The sequence below is a fragment of the Paraburkholderia sp. BL21I4N1 genome, from assembly GCF_002973525.1.
GTDB lineage: Bacteria > Pseudomonadota > Gammaproteobacteria > Burkholderiales > Burkholderiaceae > Paraburkholderia.
In genome coordinates this window covers 69,264-90,180 of record NZ_PVEN01000012.1, presented here as the reverse complement: position 1 = coordinate 90,180, position 20,917 = coordinate 69,264, and the positions used below count along the sequence as shown (strand labels likewise).

The 20,917-nt window shown below is 59.8% G+C and carries 19 protein-coding genes; 15 read left to right on the top strand and 4 right to left on the bottom strand.

Going from position 1 to position 20,917, the window contains the following annotated elements; genetic code table 11:
- Window positions 1-102 precede the first annotated feature (102 nt).
- Together B0G83_RS26180 and B0G83_RS26175 are read left to right on the top strand one after the other, a co-directional pair.
- Entirely contained in the window at window positions 103-837 is a 735-nt protein-coding gene (locus B0G83_RS26180) for an SDR family oxidoreductase (protein WP_258168276.1), read from the top strand.
- Window positions 838-1,034: 197 nt separating this feature from the next.
- Complete coding sequence (locus B0G83_RS26175) at window positions 1,035-2,210, top strand: diguanylate cyclase (protein ID WP_105510293.1); 1,176 nt, start codon at window positions 1,035-1,037, stop codon at window positions 2,208-2,210.
- Window positions 2,211-2,600: 390 nt separating this feature from the next.
- On the opposite strand, the gene B0G83_RS26170 is transcribed toward B0G83_RS26175, so the two are convergent.
- Entirely contained in the window at window positions 2,601-3,266 is a 666-nt protein-coding gene (locus B0G83_RS26170) for a TetR/AcrR family transcriptional regulator (protein ID WP_105510292.1), read from the bottom strand.
- A gap of 80 nt (window positions 3,267-3,346) precedes the next feature.
- Between B0G83_RS26170 and B0G83_RS26165 the strand changes: the two genes are divergently transcribed.
- From B0G83_RS26165 to B0G83_RS26145, 5 genes are all read left to right on the top strand, one after another.
- On the top strand, window positions 3,347-4,534 hold the full coding sequence (locus B0G83_RS26165; protein WP_219849046.1) for a 4-hydroxybenzoate 3-monooxygenase: 1,188 nt from the start codon (window positions 3,347-3,349) through the stop codon (window positions 4,532-4,534).
- A 311-nt stretch (window positions 4,535-4,845) separates the two neighbouring features.
- On the top strand, window positions 4,846-5,385 hold the full coding sequence (locus tag B0G83_RS26155; protein WP_146120297.1) for a GNAT family N-acetyltransferase: 540 nt from the start codon (window positions 4,846-4,848) through the stop codon (window positions 5,383-5,385).
- A gap of 293 nt (window positions 5,386-5,678) precedes the next feature.
- Window positions 5,679-6,194 carry a hypothetical protein gene (locus B0G83_RS38270; protein ID WP_146120296.1) on the top strand — a complete coding sequence of 172 codons (516 nt, stop codon included), beginning with the start codon at window positions 5,679-5,681 and terminating at the stop codon, window positions 6,192-6,194.
- Between the two features lie 161 nt (window positions 6,195-6,355).
- A complete protein-coding gene (locus B0G83_RS26150; protein WP_146120295.1) occupies window positions 6,356-6,985 on the top strand; it encodes a hypothetical protein in 630 nt (209 codons plus the stop codon).
- Window positions 6,986-7,288: 303 nt separating this feature from the next.
- On the top strand, window positions 7,289-7,720 hold the full coding sequence (locus tag B0G83_RS26145) for an OmpA family protein (RefSeq protein WP_146120294.1): 432 nt from the start codon (window positions 7,289-7,291) through the stop codon (window positions 7,718-7,720).
- A gap of 698 nt (window positions 7,721-8,418) precedes the next feature.
- On the opposite strand, the gene B0G83_RS26140 is transcribed toward B0G83_RS26145, so the two are convergent.
- A complete protein-coding gene (locus tag B0G83_RS26140) occupies window positions 8,419-9,561 on the bottom strand; it encodes a hypothetical protein (protein WP_105510287.1) in 1,143 nt (380 codons plus the stop codon).
- 808 nt (window positions 9,562-10,369) lie between these two features.
- Between B0G83_RS26140 and B0G83_RS26135 the strand changes: the two genes are divergently transcribed.
- The 7 genes from B0G83_RS26135 to B0G83_RS26100 all read left to right on the top strand — a co-directional run bounded on the left by B0G83_RS26135 (window position 10,370) and on the right by B0G83_RS26100 (window position 18,485).
- Window positions 10,370-11,089: an ABC transporter substrate-binding protein gene (locus tag B0G83_RS26135; RefSeq protein ID WP_258168275.1), complete on the top strand. Its 720-nt coding sequence runs from the start codon at window positions 10,370-10,372 to the stop codon at window positions 11,087-11,089.
- A gap of 447 nt (window positions 11,090-11,536) precedes the next feature.
- Window positions 11,537-12,448 (top strand): GHMP kinase, encoded by a 912-nt coding sequence (locus tag B0G83_RS26125; RefSeq protein WP_105510285.1) that lies wholly within the window; start codon window positions 11,537-11,539, stop codon window positions 12,446-12,448.
- Window positions 12,449-12,456: 8 nt separating this feature from the next.
- Window positions 12,457-13,470 (top strand): pyridoxal-phosphate dependent enzyme, encoded by a 1,014-nt coding sequence (locus B0G83_RS26120; protein WP_105510284.1) that lies wholly within the window; start codon window positions 12,457-12,459, stop codon window positions 13,468-13,470.
- A gap of 3 nt (window positions 13,471-13,473) precedes the next feature.
- Window positions 13,474-16,035, top strand: a complete 2,562-nt coding sequence (locus B0G83_RS26115) for a lyase family protein (RefSeq protein WP_105510283.1) — start codon at window positions 13,474-13,476, stop codon at window positions 16,033-16,035.
- Window positions 16,032-16,880: a formyl transferase gene (locus B0G83_RS26110; protein WP_258168273.1), complete on the top strand. Its 849-nt coding sequence runs from the start codon at window positions 16,032-16,034 to the stop codon at window positions 16,878-16,880. Before B0G83_RS26115 ends, B0G83_RS26110 begins: the two co-directional genes overlap by 4 nt.
- Window positions 16,877-17,473 (top strand): LysE family translocator, encoded by a 597-nt coding sequence (locus tag B0G83_RS26105; protein WP_105510281.1) that lies wholly within the window; start codon window positions 16,877-16,879, stop codon window positions 17,471-17,473. Before B0G83_RS26110 ends, B0G83_RS26105 begins: the two co-directional genes overlap by 4 nt.
- Window positions 17,474-17,528: 55 nt before the next feature.
- Complete coding sequence (locus tag B0G83_RS26100; protein WP_105510280.1) at window positions 17,529-18,485, top strand: D-aminoacyl-tRNA deacylase; 957 nt, start codon at window positions 17,529-17,531, stop codon at window positions 18,483-18,485.
- Between the two features lie 11 nt (window positions 18,486-18,496).
- On the opposite strand, the gene B0G83_RS26095 is transcribed toward B0G83_RS26100, so the two are convergent.
- Window positions 18,497-19,303, bottom strand: coding sequence for a helix-turn-helix transcriptional regulator (locus B0G83_RS26095; protein ID WP_258168272.1), 807 nt, complete (start codon window positions 19,301-19,303; stop codon window positions 18,497-18,499).
- On the opposite strand from B0G83_RS26095, the gene B0G83_RS38730 reads away from it, so the two are divergent.
- On the top strand, window positions 19,284-19,478 hold the full coding sequence (locus B0G83_RS38730) for a hypothetical protein (RefSeq protein ID WP_181157095.1): 195 nt from the start codon (window positions 19,284-19,286) through the stop codon (window positions 19,476-19,478). The genes B0G83_RS26095 and B0G83_RS38730 overlap by 20 nt on opposite strands.
- A 99-nt stretch (window positions 19,479-19,577) precedes the next feature.
- Here the strand turns inward: B0G83_RS38730 and B0G83_RS26090 are convergent, their stop codons facing one another.
- The gene (locus B0G83_RS26090) at window positions 19,578-20,879 is read right to left on the bottom strand and encodes a UDP-N-acetylglucosamine 1-carboxyvinyltransferase (RefSeq protein WP_105510278.1); all 1,302 of its coding nucleotides are present in this window, start codon (window positions 20,877-20,879) and stop codon (window positions 19,578-19,580) included.
- Window positions 20,880-20,917: the final 38 nt, after the last annotated feature.

Genomic DNA, 20,917 nt, shown 5'->3' with positions numbered 1-20,917 from the left:
TGTTAAGAAGTGCTCGAAGGAATGTTGGGTTTATCAACCCTAGTTAAAGAATAATACTGGGGTCCTTGCTGCACTCACACCATCTTGCGAGGACTTTCCACCATGACCGCTGCAGACATGAAGCTTCGGGATCAACGTATCGTCCTGTTGGGCGGTACATCGGGCATAGGCCTCGCCACGGCCCGAGCCGCGTTGGCCGTTGGCGCCTCTGTGATCGTGGTTTCATCGAACGCTGAGAGGGTTGCCGACGCCGTGAACGGGCTCGGCGAGCGGACCACTGGCTACACGGTCGATTTGAAGGAACAGTCGGCCGTGCGCGGCTTGTTCGAACAGATCGGGCCGTTCGATCATCTGGTTTACAGTGCGGGCGATTCGCTGCAAACCGGAGCGCTCGCCGGGATGGATCTCGACACGGTCCGTCAGGTGTTCGATGTGCGTGTCTTCGGTGCCATTGCCGCCGTAAAACATGGAGCGCCGTATCTACGTCCCGGCGGCTCCGTCGTGCTGACGAGCGGTGTCGCCAGCCTGCGGCCGCAGCGGGGCTGGGTAGCGCTTGCCGGTGCCTGTAGCGCCATGGAAGGCCTCGCGCGGGCGCTGGCGGTGGAATTGGCGCCGGTGCGCGTCAACCTGGTGAGCCCGGGGTTGGTACGTACGCCGCTGTGGGCCAATTTGCCCGACGCCGACCGTGAGGCGCTTTTCGCCGCGAGTGGGGAGGCTTTGCCGGTGGGGTATGTCGCAGGGGCCGACGATCTTGCGCACGCTTATCTTTACCTGATGACCAACCGGTATATCACCGGACAGACCGTTGCGGTGGACGGCGGTGGCGTGCTGGTTTGATGGCAGCCTGATCGACTCGTTGCCGATTTGACGGCTCTAAAGTTTGGTCCATTTCCGCCGTTAAATGAACTGCGTCGCGGTATGGCCTTTTCTGTCCGTCACGACCCGTGACGATAACTCGCCTATCATTCCGCTATCGAAACTTTTGCCTGGAATTGCCGCCGCAACGCACCGGCGCTGGATTCTTGCCCTCAGCGATGCACGTCGATCTTCTCACCATTTATTTCCTCATTGTCGGGACGCTTTTAGCCAGTTCCGGGATGACGCTTTGGGAACATCGCGCACATCCCAGGCGCAGCAAGGAATTGAAAATTCTGGCAGCGGGCTACGCAACGCTTGCCATTGGATGTGCGGCGGTAACGTTTCGTCACGAGCTGCCCGGTGCGACGGGCTCCGCCTTGAGCAACCTCGTTATCGTGACTGGCTACCTATTGGTGCTGCAAGGCGTCGCATCCTTGAGCGGCGGGGAATACCGTGGCCGGTCCGTAGCGATGCTCATTGTGCTGGCGCTCACATGGGCCGTAGCGGGCGCGCGCTGGGAAGATTCGGTGTGGTATTACGCGAGCGCCATTCCGATCGCGCTGGCCAGCGGCGCGACCTCGGTCGAACTGTGGAAATCCGATGGCATGAAATCGCTACCTTCGCGCCATATCGCGGTGTGGGTTACGGGCATTCATGCACTTTTGTACGCTGCCAGAGCGTGCATCCTGCCTCTACTGGCGGCGAGGTACGGGCGGGACGTCGTGTCGATCGCGAGCAGCGTGACGATGTACGAAGGCGTACTGTACTCGGTTGTTCTTCCGATGACTCTGCTAAGGCTCGTTCGCGAGGAAACCCACGGCGAGCTTCTGCGAGACTCCCAGACCGATTACCTGACCCGTCTGGGCAATCGCAGATGGTTTTTTGAAGAGGGGACGCGCGTGATCCGCGACGAAGCATCACGCCGCCCGATTTCCCTCCTCGCATTCGATCTCGATCTCTTCAAGACAATCAATGACCGATACGGCCACAAGACGGGCGACGAGGTACTCAAGGCATTTGGCGCCATAGCCCGGCGCGTGGCGGGTCCGGATGCGATTCTCGCGCGCATCGGCGGTGAAGAGTTCGCTGCCTTGCTTCCCAACCAGGGTGCTCTTGGCGCCAAAGACGTCGGTGAGACCATCGCTAAACGTTTCGCTGAGGCGATTCCTCACCTTATTGATGGCGTGGCCATGGAAGCAACCGTTAGTGTCGGACTAGCACAGTTGGGAGTAGAGGCGCCCACGCTTGGCGATCTGCTGGCGGCTGCGGACACGGCGTTGTACAACGCGAAGTCGCTCGGCGGTAATCGGCTCGTATTGGCGCCGCAGGCGGCGCGTTCCGAAGTCGCCTGAGGATCGTGAGGACGGGGCTTGCGGTTAGCCGCGCGATGCGGGTGGGCGACACCGAGGTCGATGACGATCTTCAATCGTTCAACCACGCCGAACCCAATATCGCACAGCAAATAACACAATCAGCGGCGTAACAAAGGACACCGTCAGCGTGATTTTGCGAAAGAGTAGGGGACCACACCCTTCTCGCCGACGATCTATTGTCATAGTGTTCTTGCCAATCGCGTTTAGCCTTTCGGCGATCAGCGCCAGATTCGAAAGAAAGCGCTGGCCGCCGGTCGCGTCAGCATCTACGACATTGGGGCTGACGCCCGCCCGCTTTCTGTAAGCGCGACGGGCTTCGGCGGGTCGGCTCTGGTCCGTGGCGATCGAACCGTCTCCGACCAGCTGCGATCATTCAACAGATGACGCCAGATCGCCAACAATCCCAGGTGGCGAACCAGAAGGAATTCCGAAGTAAGCAATGAGCATGTCGCAGAGAAGATCGGCCTGACGAATCAGTTTTGCAGTTGAGGTTCGCTCGTCCGTGGTTCTTTCGGCGAAGCTTGTGACCAGCAGGACGATGAAGTTGACGTTGAAGTCGAGATCTTCGGCATCCGCGATTTCTAGCGCGTCTTTGATGAATGCCTTCGTCAGTGCTGCGCCCTCCGCAATCAGATCCCGGAACTCCTTCGTCTCCTTGAGATCAACCGCTGCCGTCTTCAATGCCTGACGCAGGTCCGCTTCCGCCGCCTCGATCCTGAAAAATTCGCGAATAAATTCCCGTAACTTACCTTGGTGATCGAAACCCGATCGCTGGAGGATCGGCGATAGCTTTGCAAGCTGCCTTTCCCAGGCCGTCTGGGCTACATAAAAGAGCAAAGCCTGCTTGTTCGGAAAGTACTGATAGAACGACGCGATGTTGACGCCCGCTTTTTCGCAGACCTTGTTGGCAGTGAAGCCGCTGGGCCCCTCACGACGCAAAATGTAAGTGGCAGCCTCGGCAATGGCGGCGACCGTTGCGATAGAGCGCCCCTGTTTCGCCTGCTTTTTCAATGAGATATCTATCTTTCGCTTCACGCCGCAATGGACTCCGGCAATGTGATTAGAGAATATAACTAAAAAATTATATTCTGATTCCATCGAAATCAAACGACGGGATGAAGATCATGGAAGTAAATTGCGAGGAAACCTCGGTTGTCATCGTTGGGGCCGGCGTGGCTGGTCTGACGCTGGCGACCTTCCTGCAGAGTGCGGGGGTGAATTGCGTGGTACTTGAGCGGCGTGAGCGCGCATACATCGAGGTACGTCAACGCGCCGGTGTCGTTGAGGCTCGCGGCGTGCGCATGTTTGAACGGTGGCGGTTGGCCGATAAGCTTCTTGGCGGCCCTGTCGCGCAGACCATTGATTACCGCGTGAACGGCATAGGCCGTATCTTTGAAACATCAGGAGACGATGGCAGCGAAGGTCGGTTTTGCACCCAGCAGATGCTGGTTGGGAACCTGTTGCGGGAACACATTGACCTTGGTGGCGGGGACGTCCGCTTCGCGGTCGCTGACGTGGCAATCCACAACGAACAGGACTGTCGACCGGGGGTCAGCTATTCCGATTCGACTGGTCCGCATGAAATTCTCTGTGATTACATCGTAGGGTGTGATGGCGATCGCGGCGTAAGCCGAGCCTCTATTCCCGATGGTGTTCTCAGTGAGTTTAGTTACGAGTTCGGCTATGCGTGGTTGGCCGCGCTGGTCGACGCCCCGGTAACCGGACAACCGATCATGGGCGTAAGCGATCACGGTTTTGTCGCGCAACTTCCTCGCGGCCCCAGTAAAAGTCGGTACTACCTCCAGTGCCCGCTAAGCGATGGCCCCGAGGACTGGCCCGATGAACGACTCTGGAATGAAATCCGGCTGCGACGGAACGACAACACGATCCGGGATGCGGTGGTCCATGACAAGGACTTCGTCCCCCTGCGCTCCGTGGTCTACGCGCCTATGCAGTACAGGAATCTTTTCCTTGCCGGAGATGCCGCACACCTTGTACCGCCTACTGGTGCGAAGGGTATGAATCTCGCCCTGTTCGATGTTGACGTCCTCGCTCAAGCGTTGACAAGCGCAGTACTCCATCACGACAAAATCGGGCTAGAGTGTTATTCCGACACCGTTCTGCCGCACATCTGGAAGTATCAGGAATTCAGTCTCTGGATGACGGAAACGATGCACGATGCCGGCGACGCTACGCAGCACGGAAAGTTTCGCCAGATGATCGCTCGTGCACGTCTCGACACGCTGTTCGACTCATCGACGGCGAGTCGACTCCATAGTGAGTACCAACGCGGAGATCTTTGATCCCTGGACTGCAATGAACTCGCAATGTGACGAGGCGGGCTGGCAGGACGCTGCGGCTCCGGTTTCTGTGCTGTCGGCTCCGGTTTGCCGGCCTAGATGCGCATGCATGTCTAGGCCGCTTTTGGGAAGGATCAGGACCGCTCAGGGTCGCGTGCTGCCGGTAGATGTCTTGCGAAATTCGGGTGATGTATGCCAATTGCGTGATGCAGTGATCGGCCAGCAGCAGCTACTCGTTCGCGATATTATTTTGCTGTTCGAACGGCTGTACCTAGTTTGTGAACAGACCTTCAAAACCAAACGAGTGGGCACTCTTGAGCGCAACATCTTTTGATTCTTCAATTCTGTTGACACCACGTATCAGACTTGAGCCCCTGGCCGCAGGCCATGCAGCGGTAATGTTCGACGGACTTGCCAACCCCGGTGGCTATCTTTACATTCCGCAAGAGCCGCCGACAAAGCTGGAAGATTTGACCGCCAGATATCGGAAGCTGGAAAGCCGCCGTTCTTCTGATGATACCGAGGCCTGGTTGAACTGGGCGCTAATTGGCCTTGACGGCAAAGCGCACGGCTATGTTCAGGCGACGGTCAACCTGAATTCAAAAGAGGCTTTCATAGCGTATTTCGTATTTTCGCCGAGTCAACGTCTGGGCTATGCAAGGGAAGCTTTAAACGTACTCCTGCCTGCTCTTCGCGAAGCCTACGGCATAGTTAAGTTCAATGCGGAAATCGATACGCGGAATGTAGCGTCGATTCGACTCGTCGAATCTCTTGGTTTTACGTGCACTCGGCACGTGCGGAATGCTGACGAGTTCAAGGGCTCTGTAAGCGATGAATATCACTATTCACTCTAGGAACCACTGTGTGATCCGGCGCGTCGTGAAACGCCTTCCGCAAGGTTCGATTTCGAGCAACCGATCAACCGCCGCCTCGCTGATACGAACGACCGCTTTACCTTGAAAGATGTCCTAGGCTTAACGCGGCACCGTGCATCTGTTCCGGGTCGGCTAGGGTCTGTGGCGATCGGACCGTGTCCGACAAGGAAGGGACACTCGACCGAGGTTCACAAATCGTCGACAATGTCTTAATTGTAGACCGCAGCACTTGACTCGACAGACAGTGTCTGTTCATTTCGTCGAAGGTATCCATGCGAAAGGCGCTCGCGTTTTTAATATTAGCAACCCCGATGATTAACGCGTATGCCGGGTATAACTTCGTGGTGCCGGCTCGCTCTATTGAACGCATCGGTGTGGGACGGATGGAATATATTCCCGGTCCCAACGCTGAGTCTGTTGAGCCGTTTGCGACAGCTCACGAATTTTGCATGCAAGCAGCAACATCTGCGTTGATTCAGTTTGACGATGTCCTGCGAGCTAGTGCGCGATCGGCGTTCCCAAAATCTCCCGTCTCATCCCCGCAATTGCCAGCGTTGAAGTGGGCGTACGCCACAGTTCTGCCTCTTCCAGCACCTTTTACGTCATATCGGTTCCCACAGAATCAGTGTGTGCGCGGCTACGACGCGTTCAAACCTGCACTGGTTGCTCTCCCGACCGTGGAGCACCTCTATTCGGGCGTCGAGACATGCGCGATGATGCATGGCTATGATCACGTTGATCGGCATGAACGTTGCGTTGAGGCAATTGCTGAACATTTGGAACAATGAGTTCCGCTTGGGTCGATTATTTCCGATGCGATTGGCTTCCTCGCGCGCCGCCGAAGTCGCAGCACGGGATCGGCTTACAGACAGCCCATCATCTGTTTCGGGTCCAGAGCACGCCGAGCGCTTTGGACGGTGATCGGCCAGCCGGTAAATCAGGGGATGGTATGTCCGACTACAAACAGACGCGAAGTGTTTCGCGAGCGACTTTCATACTGGCTGGGCTGACGTTCCTCTCGCAGGGAGCTTGGGCAGATGCCCCTTACAGTTTCATTCGTATTCAGTGTATGAGTGCGATCAACCGGCTCGAGGTCAGCACGTTCATTACCTGGAATGTGTGCGACACCGGATGCTCGCAAGCAGCACCGCTGGCGAGGCAAGGGATATACGAACTGAGGAAATTCATCCAGCAATATTCTAAACACCCCTTCGAGTGTGATCTTGGGGCGGGTCAAAAGGCTGTCGTGTCAATTCTGGATCACTGGCCCGGCAGAGCACTTCCCGGGATGGAATTCGATGTCAGTATCAATGGCAGACGAGTCGTACCGCCTCAGAGGCTAGACGGTGAGGATGAGCTTGACCTCCAGGTTCAGGCGTTTCTAGGCAACAACGATGCGGCGGGCCAGCCTATCAATCCTGCGTCGGTTTCTACCAATCTTTGCTTTCTCGACGGGAGAGATCCGCTTGCGCTTCCCGGTTCGATGAGGTGCATGAGAACATGGGTAGGCTCCGGTGAGGGATGGACAAACAATCAGGCCGATAGCGCGCAATACGAAAGAACAGTCCACTCGAACTGAGTAACGATTCGCTATCGCAAGTCCTCGACTGAACGATTCGAGCTACTGTTCGCGACGGTCCGTTTGCGAGAAAGCTAAACGTCTCTTCCCGATCGGGTTATGTCCTTTGCATGATGCGCAGCCCGAGACGGTCGTCGTACTAGGTGGTGAGACGCAGTGCGGCCAGTTGCGGTCGTTCGACACGTCCGCCAAAATCGGCAGCAATCGGCTGAGGACGGGCCAGCCATGTAACCGGATGCGCTTGCGTGTTACGCTCAATTAATATCGAAAGTCTCAGGGGGCGTTTTGAAGAGAGCCGCGTTCTTGATTATGCTGCTGATGATCTTGGGATGGGATAAGCGGGCTACGGCGTTGGTACCCGCGTCGTATCGAGTAGAGCTCAAGGCGTATTTTGATCGCGGTGAACTAACTCTTTCGAAGTCGAAACAACATAGACTCGAAGAGGTTGCCGGCCATCTGGATGATTTCAGTTCTGCGGTGATTTATATCGTTGCCCATGGTGACGCAGAGCCAAGTGCTGCATCAACGGACCGAGAGCAACTGATGGCTCATGCTCGTGCTCAATCGGTGGGCGCAATCTTCGCGAGACGAGCTGATCCATCCGTTCAACAAATGCGTATTGAAACGGAGCCGATTCATGATGTGACCGAAGTGGGACTTGTCGAGATCGTCATAAGTGGCTTTTGCCGACAAGGCTATGCAGCTTGCGATGAACATTGGCGAAGCCACGAGTAATGACCCGCACGTCTCGAATGTGCAGCCGTGTTCATTTGTCGGGTGCTATCCGGCCATGAAGGGACTATCGACGCGCATAGCTAAATCATCGACAATCTACGTCGATACGTCGTCGACGACGGGGAAAGTTGAGGGATCTGGCCTTACGGCAAACATAGGGCTCCAATGCGTAAAATATGCGTACTCATTGCTCTCGCGGTGACCACTTCGGGAGCAACAGCAAACCCGTCAGTGGCTGCTCTTTACGGCGTGGAATTTGATCCTGCGCTTCCAACTGCCACGCATCCCGGGGGATTAATCTCCGCTAATGGCGAACTATCACCGCTGCTGCCGCAGGCGCGGGCGTGTTTTGAACGGCCCGCGGCGCAAGCGTTGGTCCGCTTTACTATAGGGCTGTCCTCGGACGCGTTGCGACACTTGCCGATGTCGTTGGGGTTCCTCCACGCTTGGCTGCGATCAACCTGTCCAATAGCCGTTACTCAAGATTGAACAGCGGTTCGACGAGATCCTTGAGGCGTGTCAAGGATGAGTATGCGTTTACCAAATGACCGCTAATGAGAACTGCAACTGACCGCTCCGGGTCGAACCGGGCCGGTCGCCATTCCTCCCAGGTCGGCCAGGAACAGCCGTTCGAAGTTGGCGGCCAGATCGGTGCCAATTTGATGTCTGCGGGATTAGATCGCCACGCTGCCGACGAATCACTGAGGATTGCCGGCAATAGCGCCTAGGCGTTTGTGGCCCCGCAGCGGCACTGGCTTGAACGGAAGGTCAAAGTCGCTTTGGGGTATTAGTCTAAGTCTGCTTGAGGATGCGATTCTTTCCGGCCGGATAGCTTTCAGCCTAGGATCGTACCAAGCGACGACGAGCACGTGGCCTCGCATGCTTCCTTGTGTCGGCCAGTAAGCAATATCCATTAACACTTCGCGTCGGCCTTTGTTTGTGTAGTCTCCCTGTGCAGAGGTGTGGTAACGCACATTGAAGTCGTCGAAGCAGAACGAATCAACGCTTTTAACCAGAACCTTTTCGCATCCCGGGTAAGTCCAGACAGGGAACTTGCCGTCTGTAATTCGTATCTCCCCCTCTTGATCGCGGCGATGAAAGGTCTCCACACGTTTGAGTTGATCGTAGTGGTTACCGTCGCAGGAATAGATGAGACACATGAATTCGTTAGAAAACATCTCGACATTGTCCAGGTCGACGGCGTCTTGCGCTCTCTTTTTCGAAGAATGATCCTGGGCGGACAATAGTGCGAATTGACAAAGTTGATAGTTGGCGCCATATGCGCTATCGCCCATCGTATCCGACGAGTACTGCCATGCGCCCGCATTCAATGTGTACAACTGGCGACAGGTTTTTGGATGTCGATAGGTCTGGAAATTCATATCAAAGTACATGGCGTAGTACATTCCGTCACCGCCGTCATCCAGAATATCTCCACGATCCAGAATTGCCTCGAGGTCAGGGGCAGCCGCCGCGTAAGCCTGCACTACATAAGACTGCTGGACGACCAATTCATCATTTAGCTCGGCCTCGCGTTCTCGGTAGACGTTAGTGATGCATTCCGCGAGATGCTCTGAGGGCAGGCCGTCGATTAGACACGCCTCGTCCCGCAGTTCCAGCCAATTCATCTGTCCGACGATCAGACTGCGTTGCTGTGAATCGTTGTAAGCGAGCAGCAACCTTTGTATAAGAAGGGCGACTTTCGCATCCTCCATCTGAAGACCATTATCGAGGCACACTATTCGATCGATCTGACTGTTATTCGAACAATTGGCCGCAGATGCGGTCGACGAAAAAGACAGCCACATGATTGCGATCAGGATGGGAGCGAAGTGCTTCATATGTCCGAAAGATTATGGAAATATTTGAGGGGTGTAAGGACGTGCCCACTGCGATAACGGCAGCGGCGGACGGTACTTGAGCGACAGAGACAATGGACCAAGCAGTGAAAATGGAATAGCCACGGCGCAGTAGGGGCCCCAGCGCCCACTCAAGACATTGATCAAATGCACGTAGATACACCCACCAACCCGCCCGCAGAAGTGGCTTGTCGTATCCGTTCTCTCAAGAACGACCACGTTGAATGTCTGCTTTCCGGATTTAACAATGTCGCGTCAGGGTTGATCAACAACTCCCGCTCCCCATCGCGCACACGCCGTACGAAAAACCGAATCCTGTGGCCACCCCTGGTTAAAAACTGGCACCTCAGACCACTGCCTCCTTCACCATTCAATACCATCACGCCCGAGCTACATAAGGGTGAGCCGCTCAACGTCCACGACGCCCACGAACCCCCGTTCCCTGAAGCCCCCCGTGAGCCTGGCGATAACCCGTAAACGCATCACACGCCGCCACCTCGCGCCGCCCGGCATGAAGTCTTCCGCAACCACCCGCATAATATCGTTCTGCTTCGCTCACCCAAGGCAGCCGAAGATGAACAGTCTTTCAACAATGAAACCCCATCGCCCCACGATAAAAACGCGGGCCGCTGCCGTTGTGCTGGCAACAAGCGCGGTCTTCCCCACGGGGCTCGCGTTGTCCATGCTCGCGTTCATGCCCACAGCCGCATTCGCGCAAACGCAAAGCCAAACGCAAAGCGCCTCGCAACCACCAGCTCTGACGACCCCGCCCACCCCCTCAAGGACCACCATGGCCTCCGCATTCGCCCCGCACGGCACGCTTCGCGCGTCGATCAATCTCGGCAATCCGGTGCTGGCCAGTCTCGATCCGGCCACCGGTCAACCCGTCGGCGTTTCCGTCGATCTCGCCACCGAATTCGCCAAACGCCTCGGCGTGCCGCTGCAACTGGTCGCGGTCAAATCGGCGGGTCTGTCGGTCGATAACGTCAATCAGGACAAAGCGGACATCGGCTTCTTCGCTGTCGATCCAAAACGTGGCGAGGAGATCGCGTTCACGAAGCCCTACGTGCTGATTGAAGGCTTCTATCTGGTGCGCGATACATCGCCGATCACCGGCAATGCGCAGGTCGATCGACCCGGCGTAACCGTCGCGGTGGGCAAGGGCAGTGCTTACGATCTGTTTCTGACGCGCGAACTTCAGCACGCCACACTGGTTCGCATTCCGACATCGCCGGCGGTCGTGCAAGGTTTTCTGGATCAGCATCTTGACGTGGCCGCGGGCGTCAAACAACAACTTCAGCAAGACGCAGCGCGCACGGGTGGATTGCGCCTACTCGATCAACGCTTCATGGTGATCCGGCAGGCGATGGGCGTGCCCAAGGCGCGAGGCGAGGACGCGGCCGCTTATCTCTCGAGCTTCGTCGAGGAGATGAAGGCGTCGGGGTTCGTGAAGGCGTCGCTGGCGCGGCATCGTATCGATGGCGCGGCCGTCGCGGGCGACGGCGACTAGCAAGTCAGGCGACGGTCGATCCTCACCGACACGAAGCAGACAGCGCGCATGAAATGCATGAAACGCATGAAACGCATGAAACGCATGAAACGCATGAAACGCATGAAACGCATGAAACGCATAGGCGCGCACCCCCGCACTTCTCACGCAAACGTTTCCGCGTTTATGATTCAACCGTCATAACGATTCAGGATTCGTCAACACGACACGCGCCGCAAAGCCTGACAATCGAACACCATCAATGCGCGCTCACCGCGCATTGATTCATGTCCCGCGCATCAATTCCCAGCGGCTCAACGGCCGATCAAGCAAAGGCGAAGCCCACTCGCCGTCAAACAGCAATTTTCAGATAGCACTGCGCAATTCCCCCTAAGAACTGACCCGCCAACCGTCGCTATGCTCCGGGCTCGGCTTTATCAAATCGTCGCGTCTTTTACGAGGAGATATATGGTTGTTCTATTCGAGCACGATGAGCTGGACGAGGCGCCTCAGCATCACGATTACGCGCCGCAGGCATCCACGGGTCAGTGCCATGGAACGTTCGGCGAGTTGATGCAAGGCGTATTGCCGGACGACCGGCATATTCTCGTCACGCTGCCGATCAACCTGAAGAGTGTGATCGAATTCAGCGCCGCGCGCACCGACCGGGTGGGCGCCGACGTCAGCCGCAAGACCAAGGCGTGTCGCGCCGTCGAGGATTATCTGCGCCTCGCCGACCTGCCGCCCGGTGGTCTGCTGAATTTCAGATCGACGTTCCCGGTCGGCAAGGGGCTGGCGAGTTCATCGGCGGACATGGTCGCGGCGATCCGCGCGGCGGCCCGGCATTACGGCCAGACGCCCGCGCCGGAAACCATCGAATCGGTGTTGCGCTTCATCGAACCGACCGACGGCGTGATGTACGACGGCGTCGTGTCGTTCTATCACCGCGAAGTCAAACTCGACGAACAGCTCGGCGCCACGCCGGGCCTCGCGATCGTCTCCGCCGACCGCGGCGGCGAATGCGACACCGTCGAGTTCAACCGTCGCAAGCACGAGATGCCCAGTGCGGTGCGTCACGAGTACCGCGACATGCTGGCCGGCATGAAAGAGGCGATCCGCGCATCCGATCTGCGCACGATCGGTGCGATCGCGACGCGCAGTTGCGACCTGTCGCAAGCCTTCAACCCGCATCCGCACATTGGCCTGATGCGCGAACTGCGCGCAGGAACCGACGCGCTCGGCCTCGTGGCGACCCATTCCGGCACCTGCATCGGCCTGCTTTACGACGCCGGCGACCCCGAGCGTCACGCGAAAACGGCGCACGTCCAGGCGTCGCTGCGCGCGCTCCAGATTGAATCGAGTCAATACACGACGGTATAGGAATCCAGATGCTCAGATATAAATCCTCGCTGGACGCGATGCGGGACGCCACACTGTTTCCAATCGCCGACCAGGAGCACACGCTGCACATGGTGTCGTTCAAGGCGATGAAAATCGTGCCCGCGAACTTCATCATCCAGAAGGCGATCGCGCGCGGCGATCTGAAGCCGGGCGGCACGGTCGTGGAAACCTCGAGCGGCAACTTCGCGCTCGGCATGGCGATCGTCTGCAACCGCCTGAAGCATCGTTTCGTCGCGATCGGCGATCCGGCCATCGAGCCGTCGTATAAGCGTCAGCTGGAAATGCTGGGCGGCCAGGTCGAAATCATCACCGACAAGAAGGGCAGTCAGGGCTATCAGAAAGCACGCCTCGACCGTCTGCACGAGATTCTCGACGACGAACCTGGCTCGTTCTGGTGCCGTCAATATGACAACGAGGACAACGCGAACGCCTATGCCGAGCTAGGCCGCGAATTGCTCGCCGCCGTGGGTCAACGGCTGGTGCTGGTCGCGCCGGTCGGGTCGGGCGGTTCGAGTTGCGGGATCGCCGGCGCGCTGCGCGCGGCCGGCGCGGACTGCACGCTGGTGGGTGTCGATACGTTCAACAGCATTCTGTTCGGCCAGCCGGACGGACCGCGCAAACTGCGCGGCCTCGGCAACACGGTGATGCCGAAGAACCTCAAGCAAACGCTGTTCGACGACGTGCATTGGGTCGGTTCGGACTTCGCGGAACATTTCACGCGCAAGCTGTACGCGTCCACCGGACATTTTCGTGGGCCGACCACCGGCGCGGCGTTCGCGGTCGCGCGCTTCGTCCGCGAGCGCCATGCGGAGACGCCCGTGGTGTTCCTGAGTCCGGACGACGGCTCGCGCTACGTCGACACGACCTACGCCGCCGACCCGGCCAACGCCGCCTACGACACGCTCGCGCCGCAACAGATCGCGCAGCCCACCGCGTATGCGCCTGGCTCGGACTGGGCGTGGATGAACTGGCAGCGCGCCGATATTCAACAATACCGTTAAGCCATGGCGATCATTTACGTCGAATCGAACACCACGGGCTTTGGGCACCGCTTGCTGGAGGTGTCGTGTCTGTATGACAGCGTGTACTTCTTCATTAGCGACCCGGCGCGCTATGCCTTTCTGGACCGCTTGCCGGCCGCGGTGAATGTCGTGCTCTGCGATACGCGTTCAGTCGACGCGCTTCGCGAGGCCTCGGCACCTATCGACGCGATCCGCTACGTCGTATCGACGAGCGATGCCTTCATCGACATCGCCGCGCGGCTGTCCGACGAACTCGGTTTGCCGACCAACTCCGCCGCGGCCATTGCGTTATGTCGCGACAAGCTGCGCTTGCAGGACGTGCTGCGCGACAGCGGCGTCGCCTATCCGCACACCACGACGATCCGCTCGGCCGATGCCGTGGCGCGCCTGAGCTTTCCGGTGATCGTCAAGCCGCGGCAAGGCACGGGCAGCATCGGCGTCCGGCTGGTTGAACGTGCGCAGGACTTTCCGCTGCAATTCGACGACGACCTGATCTGCCAGCGCTTCATTCCGGGCACGGAGTTTTCGGTCGAATCCTTCAGCGACGCCGACGGTCATCAGATTCTCGGCGTGACGCGCAAGTTCGTCACCAAGCCGCCGCATTTTCTGGAACTGGCGCACGTGTTTCCGGCCGACCTCGACACCGTGATTCGCTCGCGCATTGTCGATACGGTGCGGCGCGCGCTCGACGCGGTCGGCTACAGTTTCGGCCCCGCGCATACCGAGGTGAAGGTGCACGACGGCGCGGTGTCGATTATTGAAATCAACGCGCGGCTCGCCGGCGGCATGATTCCGACGCTAATGGAGCGTTCGTTCGGCTGGTCGATGGCGGAGCTGTACGTACGCAGCTATCTCGCCGGCCGCAGCCAGTTCGTGGTGCCGACGCCCGCGCTCTACAGCGCGGTGGCGTTCGTGGTGCCGGAGGTGGGGCGTCGTTACGTCGGCATCGACTTTCCGCGCGATTGCGTCGACGCGGGGCTGTTTCGCAGCGAAGGCGTCAACGCGGGCAAGTTCGATTTTTCCGATCGCGCGGGTTATGTGATTTCGGTTGGCCGTAGCGCGATGTCGGCGCTACGGCAAAGTTTGTCGTTGCGCATGCGCTCGGCGGTGCTCTATGACGACCGGCGCGACCCGCCGCCCGACGCGCAGACAATTCACGAAATCGTCTACCGCACCACGGGGCCCGGCTTCGGCGCGCTGACCGACACGCTGCTCGTGATCGAAAAGGCCCATCTGACGATGCTGCGTCAGCAAGGCCTGCTGAACGCCACCCAGTTCGCCGCGCTGAAACAGGCCGTGCTGGCGCTGGAAGCCGAACCGGGACTGCTGCGCGATCACGTCTCCGGTCGCGGCGATTACTTCGATTACGAAAACTACGTGATCGACCGGTGCGGACGTGAAACGGGCGGCATGATTCAGGCGGCTCGTTCGCGCAACGACATCAACGCCACGCATCTGTCACTGACGTTGCGCGAAGCGCTGTCGCGGGTCAGTTCACGCACGGTCGACCTGGCCGCCGTGCTGGCGCGGCGCGCCAACGAAACCGCCGACGTGCTGCTGCCGATCTACAGCCAGTATCAGACGGCCATGCCGGGTTCCGCCGGTCACTACCTGGTCGCGCAAGGCCAGATCCTGCTCGATACGCTCGGCGCGTTATCGGCCTTGCACGACAGCCTGAGCGTGTCGCCGCTCGGCGCCTGCGCGGGCGCGGGGACGACGTTCGTCACCGACACCCACAGCACGGCGGCCTTGCTCGGCTTCGCGAGCGGCCCGTCGAATTCGCTGCGGGCGATCAGCGACAAGAATCACGCGCAGCGCGGCGTGTATCTGCTGACCGAACTGAGCGGCAACCTGAACCGGATCGCCAGCGACCTGCAACTGTGGACCATGCGTGAGCTGGCGCTCGTCGCGTTGCCGGAGGCGATGTATGGCGGCTCGTCCAACATGCCGCAAAAGCGCAACCCGTACCTGCTCGAATGGCTGCGGCTGGGCCACGAACGCAACGCGGCCCGCCTGACGATGGCGGTGTCGTCGCTGTCGCATCTGCCGACCGGCAACTCCTATCAGGCGAGCCGCACGGCCGTCGAAACGCTGGTCGAGTCGACCGGGCAGATCGTCGATATGTTGACCGTACTGACCTATGCCATCGACGGCGCGCGTTTCGACGCAGACGCAGCACGTCGCGCGCTTGAAGCGGGTAACGGTTGCGCGACACTCGTGGCGGAACTGCTGGTGCAGCGGCACGAGGCTTCGTTTCGCGATGCCCATGCGCTGGTGGGCCACGCCCTTGCGACTACCGGGGCCGTGTCCGCCGCCGACGCAGCCGCGCGCGCCCTAGTCGCCAGCATGAACGACGAACTGACCTCTGGCCACGTAGTCGACCGCCTCGGCGGCGGCGGCGGACCGTCGGCGGATAACACGCGCGCGGCATGGAAAGTCCTCGACATGCAACTCCGCGACGCCCGTCGATATCATCTGGCGCGCGAGGCGCGCGCCGCCGCGTTGACGCGTGAACTCGATCGCCGCTTCAGGAGAACCCTTTGAACCGCTCGACCCGATCGACTCCTTCGATGCCGAACATCACCTTGCTTTGCTCGGACGGGCCACATCATCTGTATCTGGCCGCCGAAATCCTGAAGACCTTCGGCAAGCTGCGCCTCATCGTCGAACCCGGCCATGCGCAGGCGTCCCGTTTGTGGCGTAACGGCCAATACCGCGCGTACGGCTGGACGCTTTATCACCAGTGGCGGCGCAGCCTGTTCGGCTACGACACGTACCGTCAGCGCTATTTCACGCAAGGCGACGCGCCGCTCACGTGGGACGCGCTGCGCCGCGACGCTCGCGTGCGCCTGATCGAAACGCCGTGGATCAACGATCCCTGCGTCGTCGAAACCTTGCGGGAAGAGGGCGCCGACGCGTACATCGTGATGGGCACCAAGAAGATCGGCGCGGCCGTGCTGGAGCAGATTCCACCGGACCGGATTCTTAACCTGCACGGTGGCCATCTGCCTCATTACAAGGGCAATCACTGTTTCTTCTTCGCGTTGCATCACGGCGAATTCGACAAGCTGAGCACGACGCTGCACCGTGTGGCGTCCGGTCTCGATACCGGCGCGATCGTCTCGCACCACACGGTGCAATTCCAGCCGGGCGACAATTCGGAAATGCTCTATTCGCGCGCCGAAAGGCGCGCCGTGGACAATCTGGTCGTGCGCCTCAAGATGGACCCGGACGTCACGCGCTGGGACAGCGAACCGCAACCCAACGCGGGCGTGACGTACCGCATGCGCGATCGCGGTCCGCTGGTCGAACTCGCGCACCGCTTCGCGCTGTTCCGACATCGCCGCGCGGCGTCGGCCGTGCGTCGGCAAGGGAATCAGGCACGATGAACAGCGCACTGATTGCCCAGCTTTCGCAGGTCGCGCTGTTTTCGATCCCGCTGACCATTTCGCCGGGGCCGAACAACCTGATGATGACCACCAACTGCGCGCAGTTCGGCTTCCGGCGCACGCTGCCTTCGCTGGTCGGCATTTCGCTTGGCGTGTTCGTGCTGTTCATGGTGGTGGCGTTAGGCCTAGGCGGTGTGCTGGCCCGCTATCCGCAACTGCATCTCGTGCTGAAAGTGGTGGGTTCCGCGTACATTCTGTATCTGTCGTATCTGCTGTTCACGTCGCATTCGTCGAGCGCGCAGAAGAAATCGACCGAGCGGCCGATCACCTTCGTTCAGGCGGCCTTGCTGCAAGTGTTGAATCCCAAGATCTGGCTGCTCGCCGCGACGGCCTGTTCCACGTTTCTTCCCCTGACCGGCAACATCCACACCGACGCGATTCTGCTGTCGCTCACGCTCGGCGCGATCTTCTTTCCGTGCAATTCGATCTGGGCGTTGTTCGGACTCGTGATGCGCGGGGTGATGCGCGGCCGGGCGTTCTACCGGACCATGGGCTTGATGACGGCGTCGTCGGTCTTTTTTGTACTGTTTTGAATGGACTCATTAGCCGCTACGTCACGGCTTGCGCGCATTTTTATCAAGGACGGCCATGAACCACATCGTGCTGGCTTTTTGCATCGACCCGGCAAAAGATCCTGTTTCGTCGCATGTGCTCGAGCGACTGCTGGCCTCGGGCGCGTTCGCGCCGACCGACGGCAGCGTGGACAACCACCCCGTGTTGCGTGCGCAACTGGGCAGCGTACGCTGCGATCTGCTGCAACTCGACGACGTGCTGAGCCACGACTATCCCCGCTACGCGCCGATCCTCAACGACGCGTTCGGCAGCGCCGACGCGGTCGTGATCGTCAACTGGCATGAAGGCAAGAACGCGCCCGATCCGATCTTCACGGTGCAAACCACCGGCGACATCGAAACCGGCACCTTCAGCCCCGTCGATCCGGCCGTGACGCGCGCGCTGTTCCTCGCGGTGGAAACGCAGCGGCAAAAGGCCGGCCTCGGGCAATTCTCGACGTGGATGGAGGCGACACACTGGTCCGGCCCGCTGTACGGCGCCGCGTCCGGCAAGCTGGTGAGCCTCGTGAAGCCCTCGGTGATCGATCTGGAGATCGGCAGCACGCCGCGCGCATGGTCGTATCCGGCCGCCGCCGAGGTGCTCGCGCGGGCGCTGCTCACGGCGTTCGAGTCGCCGGAGAAGCCCGCGATTTCGCTGCTGGGAATCGGCGGCACGCATTTCGAAGCGGGTTTCACGCAACTGCTGCGCGACTACGGTGAAACGCAAGGACTCGCTTTCTCGCATCTGCTGCCGAATCACTGGCTGGTCGCGCATCGTTATGAATCGTCGGCGCGGCTGCCCGATCTGCTGGCCTGCGCCCGCTCGATCAAAGGCGGCGTCGATGCGATTGCGTTCCACGACAATCTGAAAAGCAGCTACAAGCATCAGGTGCAGTTGCTCGCCAGCGAGCTGGGCGTGCCGGCGTTCTCGCACCGCAAATTGCGTTCGGACGACATCGCCGGTCTGATTCGCGACGCCCGCGTCGAATCCTGATGCGTGGCCAATCAAAGCCCTCGCAGCGCCCTTGGCGGATAGCCGAAATGCTTCTTGAACGCCGTAGTGAACTGACTATGCTGCGCGTAGCCGCATTCAAGCGCGATGGTGGTGATTTTCTGCGGACTGTTCTTGAGCAGGTTGTGCGCGCGGCTCATTCGCGCGTGGGTCAGAAACGCATGCGGCGAGTGGCCGAAGGTGGTTTTGAATTTACGCAGAAAGTGATACCGGCTGAGACTCACCAGGCTCGCCAGATCTTCGAGCCGCACCGGTTCGCCGAGGTTGTCGCCGAGAAAGTCGCGCAGCAGTTTGGTCTGATGGGCCGAGAAGCGGCCGCGCGTAGCCGGCGTGTCCAGATCGGTGGCGGCATACGAGCGGATCGTGTTGAGCAGAATCCAGCTCATCAGACCGTCCACGCCGAGCAGCAGCGATTTATCGTCCCAATCGGCGAGCGCGATACTCGCGGCCGCCGCGCTGATCACCGGCGACGCCTCCTGGAACACCTCGCGGAACGAATAACTTTCCGGCGGCTGGCGCAGCGACTGCAGCAGGCTTTCCTCGAAGTTGCGCGGATCGAAATACACGTGCAGGAAATTCAGCCGCTCGGTGATCTGCCATTGCGACTGGCCTTCGCCGATCGGGAACAGGCAGACCGCGTTCTTGAAGCCCCGCCGCAAAATCTGCCGTCCCAACACCTGGTTGCAGTTTTCCCCGCCCGACAGATACACGCTCAGCACGTTCTCGTTCGAGCTTTGATACTCGGTGAGCGTATTGCGGCCGGTCCACTCCGATACCACGATGCCCGACGGCAAGTGCATGGACCGGACGAGTTCGGCACCCGCCGATTTCAGCGCGCCTCTGACGTTAATCGAGTTTGAAGACAGCATCTTGCAAATGATCGCTTATCGGCTGGTGGTAGAGCGGGCGGCGGAGCGCCGTGCCATGGAAAGCAGCAAAAGCGGCCCGCCGGTCCGGAATGAGTGTGCCTGCTGAAGTGGCTAATGAGTGCCTATTGTGTCAGAAGATGAGCGTGGTGAGCGCGCGGCCGGGCGGGGTAGCCAGCGCGCATAAAACAGCATGTTTTCAGCGGTTTTATTCGCTGCTGGTCCACTCCACGTTCGCGCCGACCGAACGCAAATTTTCGACGAAATGCGGATGCGCACGGCGGATCGGCAGGGCATTCATGATCTCGGAGCGTCCTTCAATGCTGGCCGCGACCATCAGCAACGCAATCGCCACGCGAATGATGTACGGGCTCTCGACCCGCGCCGGGCTCAGCGTCAGGCCGCCGAACGTGATCAGCCGGTGCGGATCGGACAGGAACACGTGCGCGCCGAATTTCGACAGTTCGCTGGTCCAGCCCATTGCGCCGTCGTAGACCTTGTTCCAGAACATCGCGCTGCCCTCGGCTTTCACGCCGAGCGCGACGAAGATCGGCAGCAGATCGACCGGCACGTACGGCCATGGCGCGGCTTCGACCTTGGTGAGAATGTTTTGCGTGAACGGCCGGCGCACCTGCAGCGCGCCGTTGCTGTGCGCGCGCGACCAGCCATCGCGATGCACCACGTCGACGCCGAACTTCGCGAACGTGCGGTCGATCAGCGGGAATTGCTCGGGCGCCGAATTCCTGACCACGATGTCGCCGCCGGTGATCGCGCCCAGCGCGAGAAACGTGGCGATTTCGTGGAAGTCCTCGCTGAAGCGGAACTCGCCGCCGCCGAGCCGCTTGCCGCCCGTCACGCTGAGCCGCGAGGTGCCGATACCGTCGATGCTCACGCCGAGCATTGCGAGAAAGCGGCAGAACTCCTGCACGTGCGGCTCGGACGCCGCGTTGGTGAGCGTGGAGGTGCCTTCGGCGGCCGCCGCGCACAGCGCGAAGTTTTCGGTGGTCGTCACCGACGCGTAGTCGAGCCAGTGATCGTTAGCGGCCATGCGCCGCTCGTTGCACACGATCAGCGATTCGTCGGTGCGCGTGACGCGCGCGCCGAAACGCTCGAACACCTCGACGTGCGGGTCGATCTCGCGCACGCCGAGCGTGCAGCCTTTCACATCGCTTTCGAGTCGCGCCACGTTGAAGCGCGCGAGCAGCGGCGGCACCAGCATGATCGACGAACGCATTTCCTCGGGCAGCTTGTGCGTGGCCGGGTCGAAGGTGGTGGCGTGATGATGCAGATCGAGCCTGCCGGTCGAGAAATCCACCGACACGTCGCTGCCCAGCGCGCGGAAGATGTCGAGGATTTTCTTGACGTCGGTGATCTCCGGCACGCCGATCAGGCGGACCGGCTGGTCGGTAAGGAGGGTGGCGCAGAGAATCGGCAGAACAGCGTTCTTGTTGGCGGACGGCGTGATTTCGCCGCGTAGCGGCAGGCCGCCGTGAACGATCAGGTTGGACATGTTCGGAAAGCTTTGAAGAATGAAGACGCGAGGTCGTC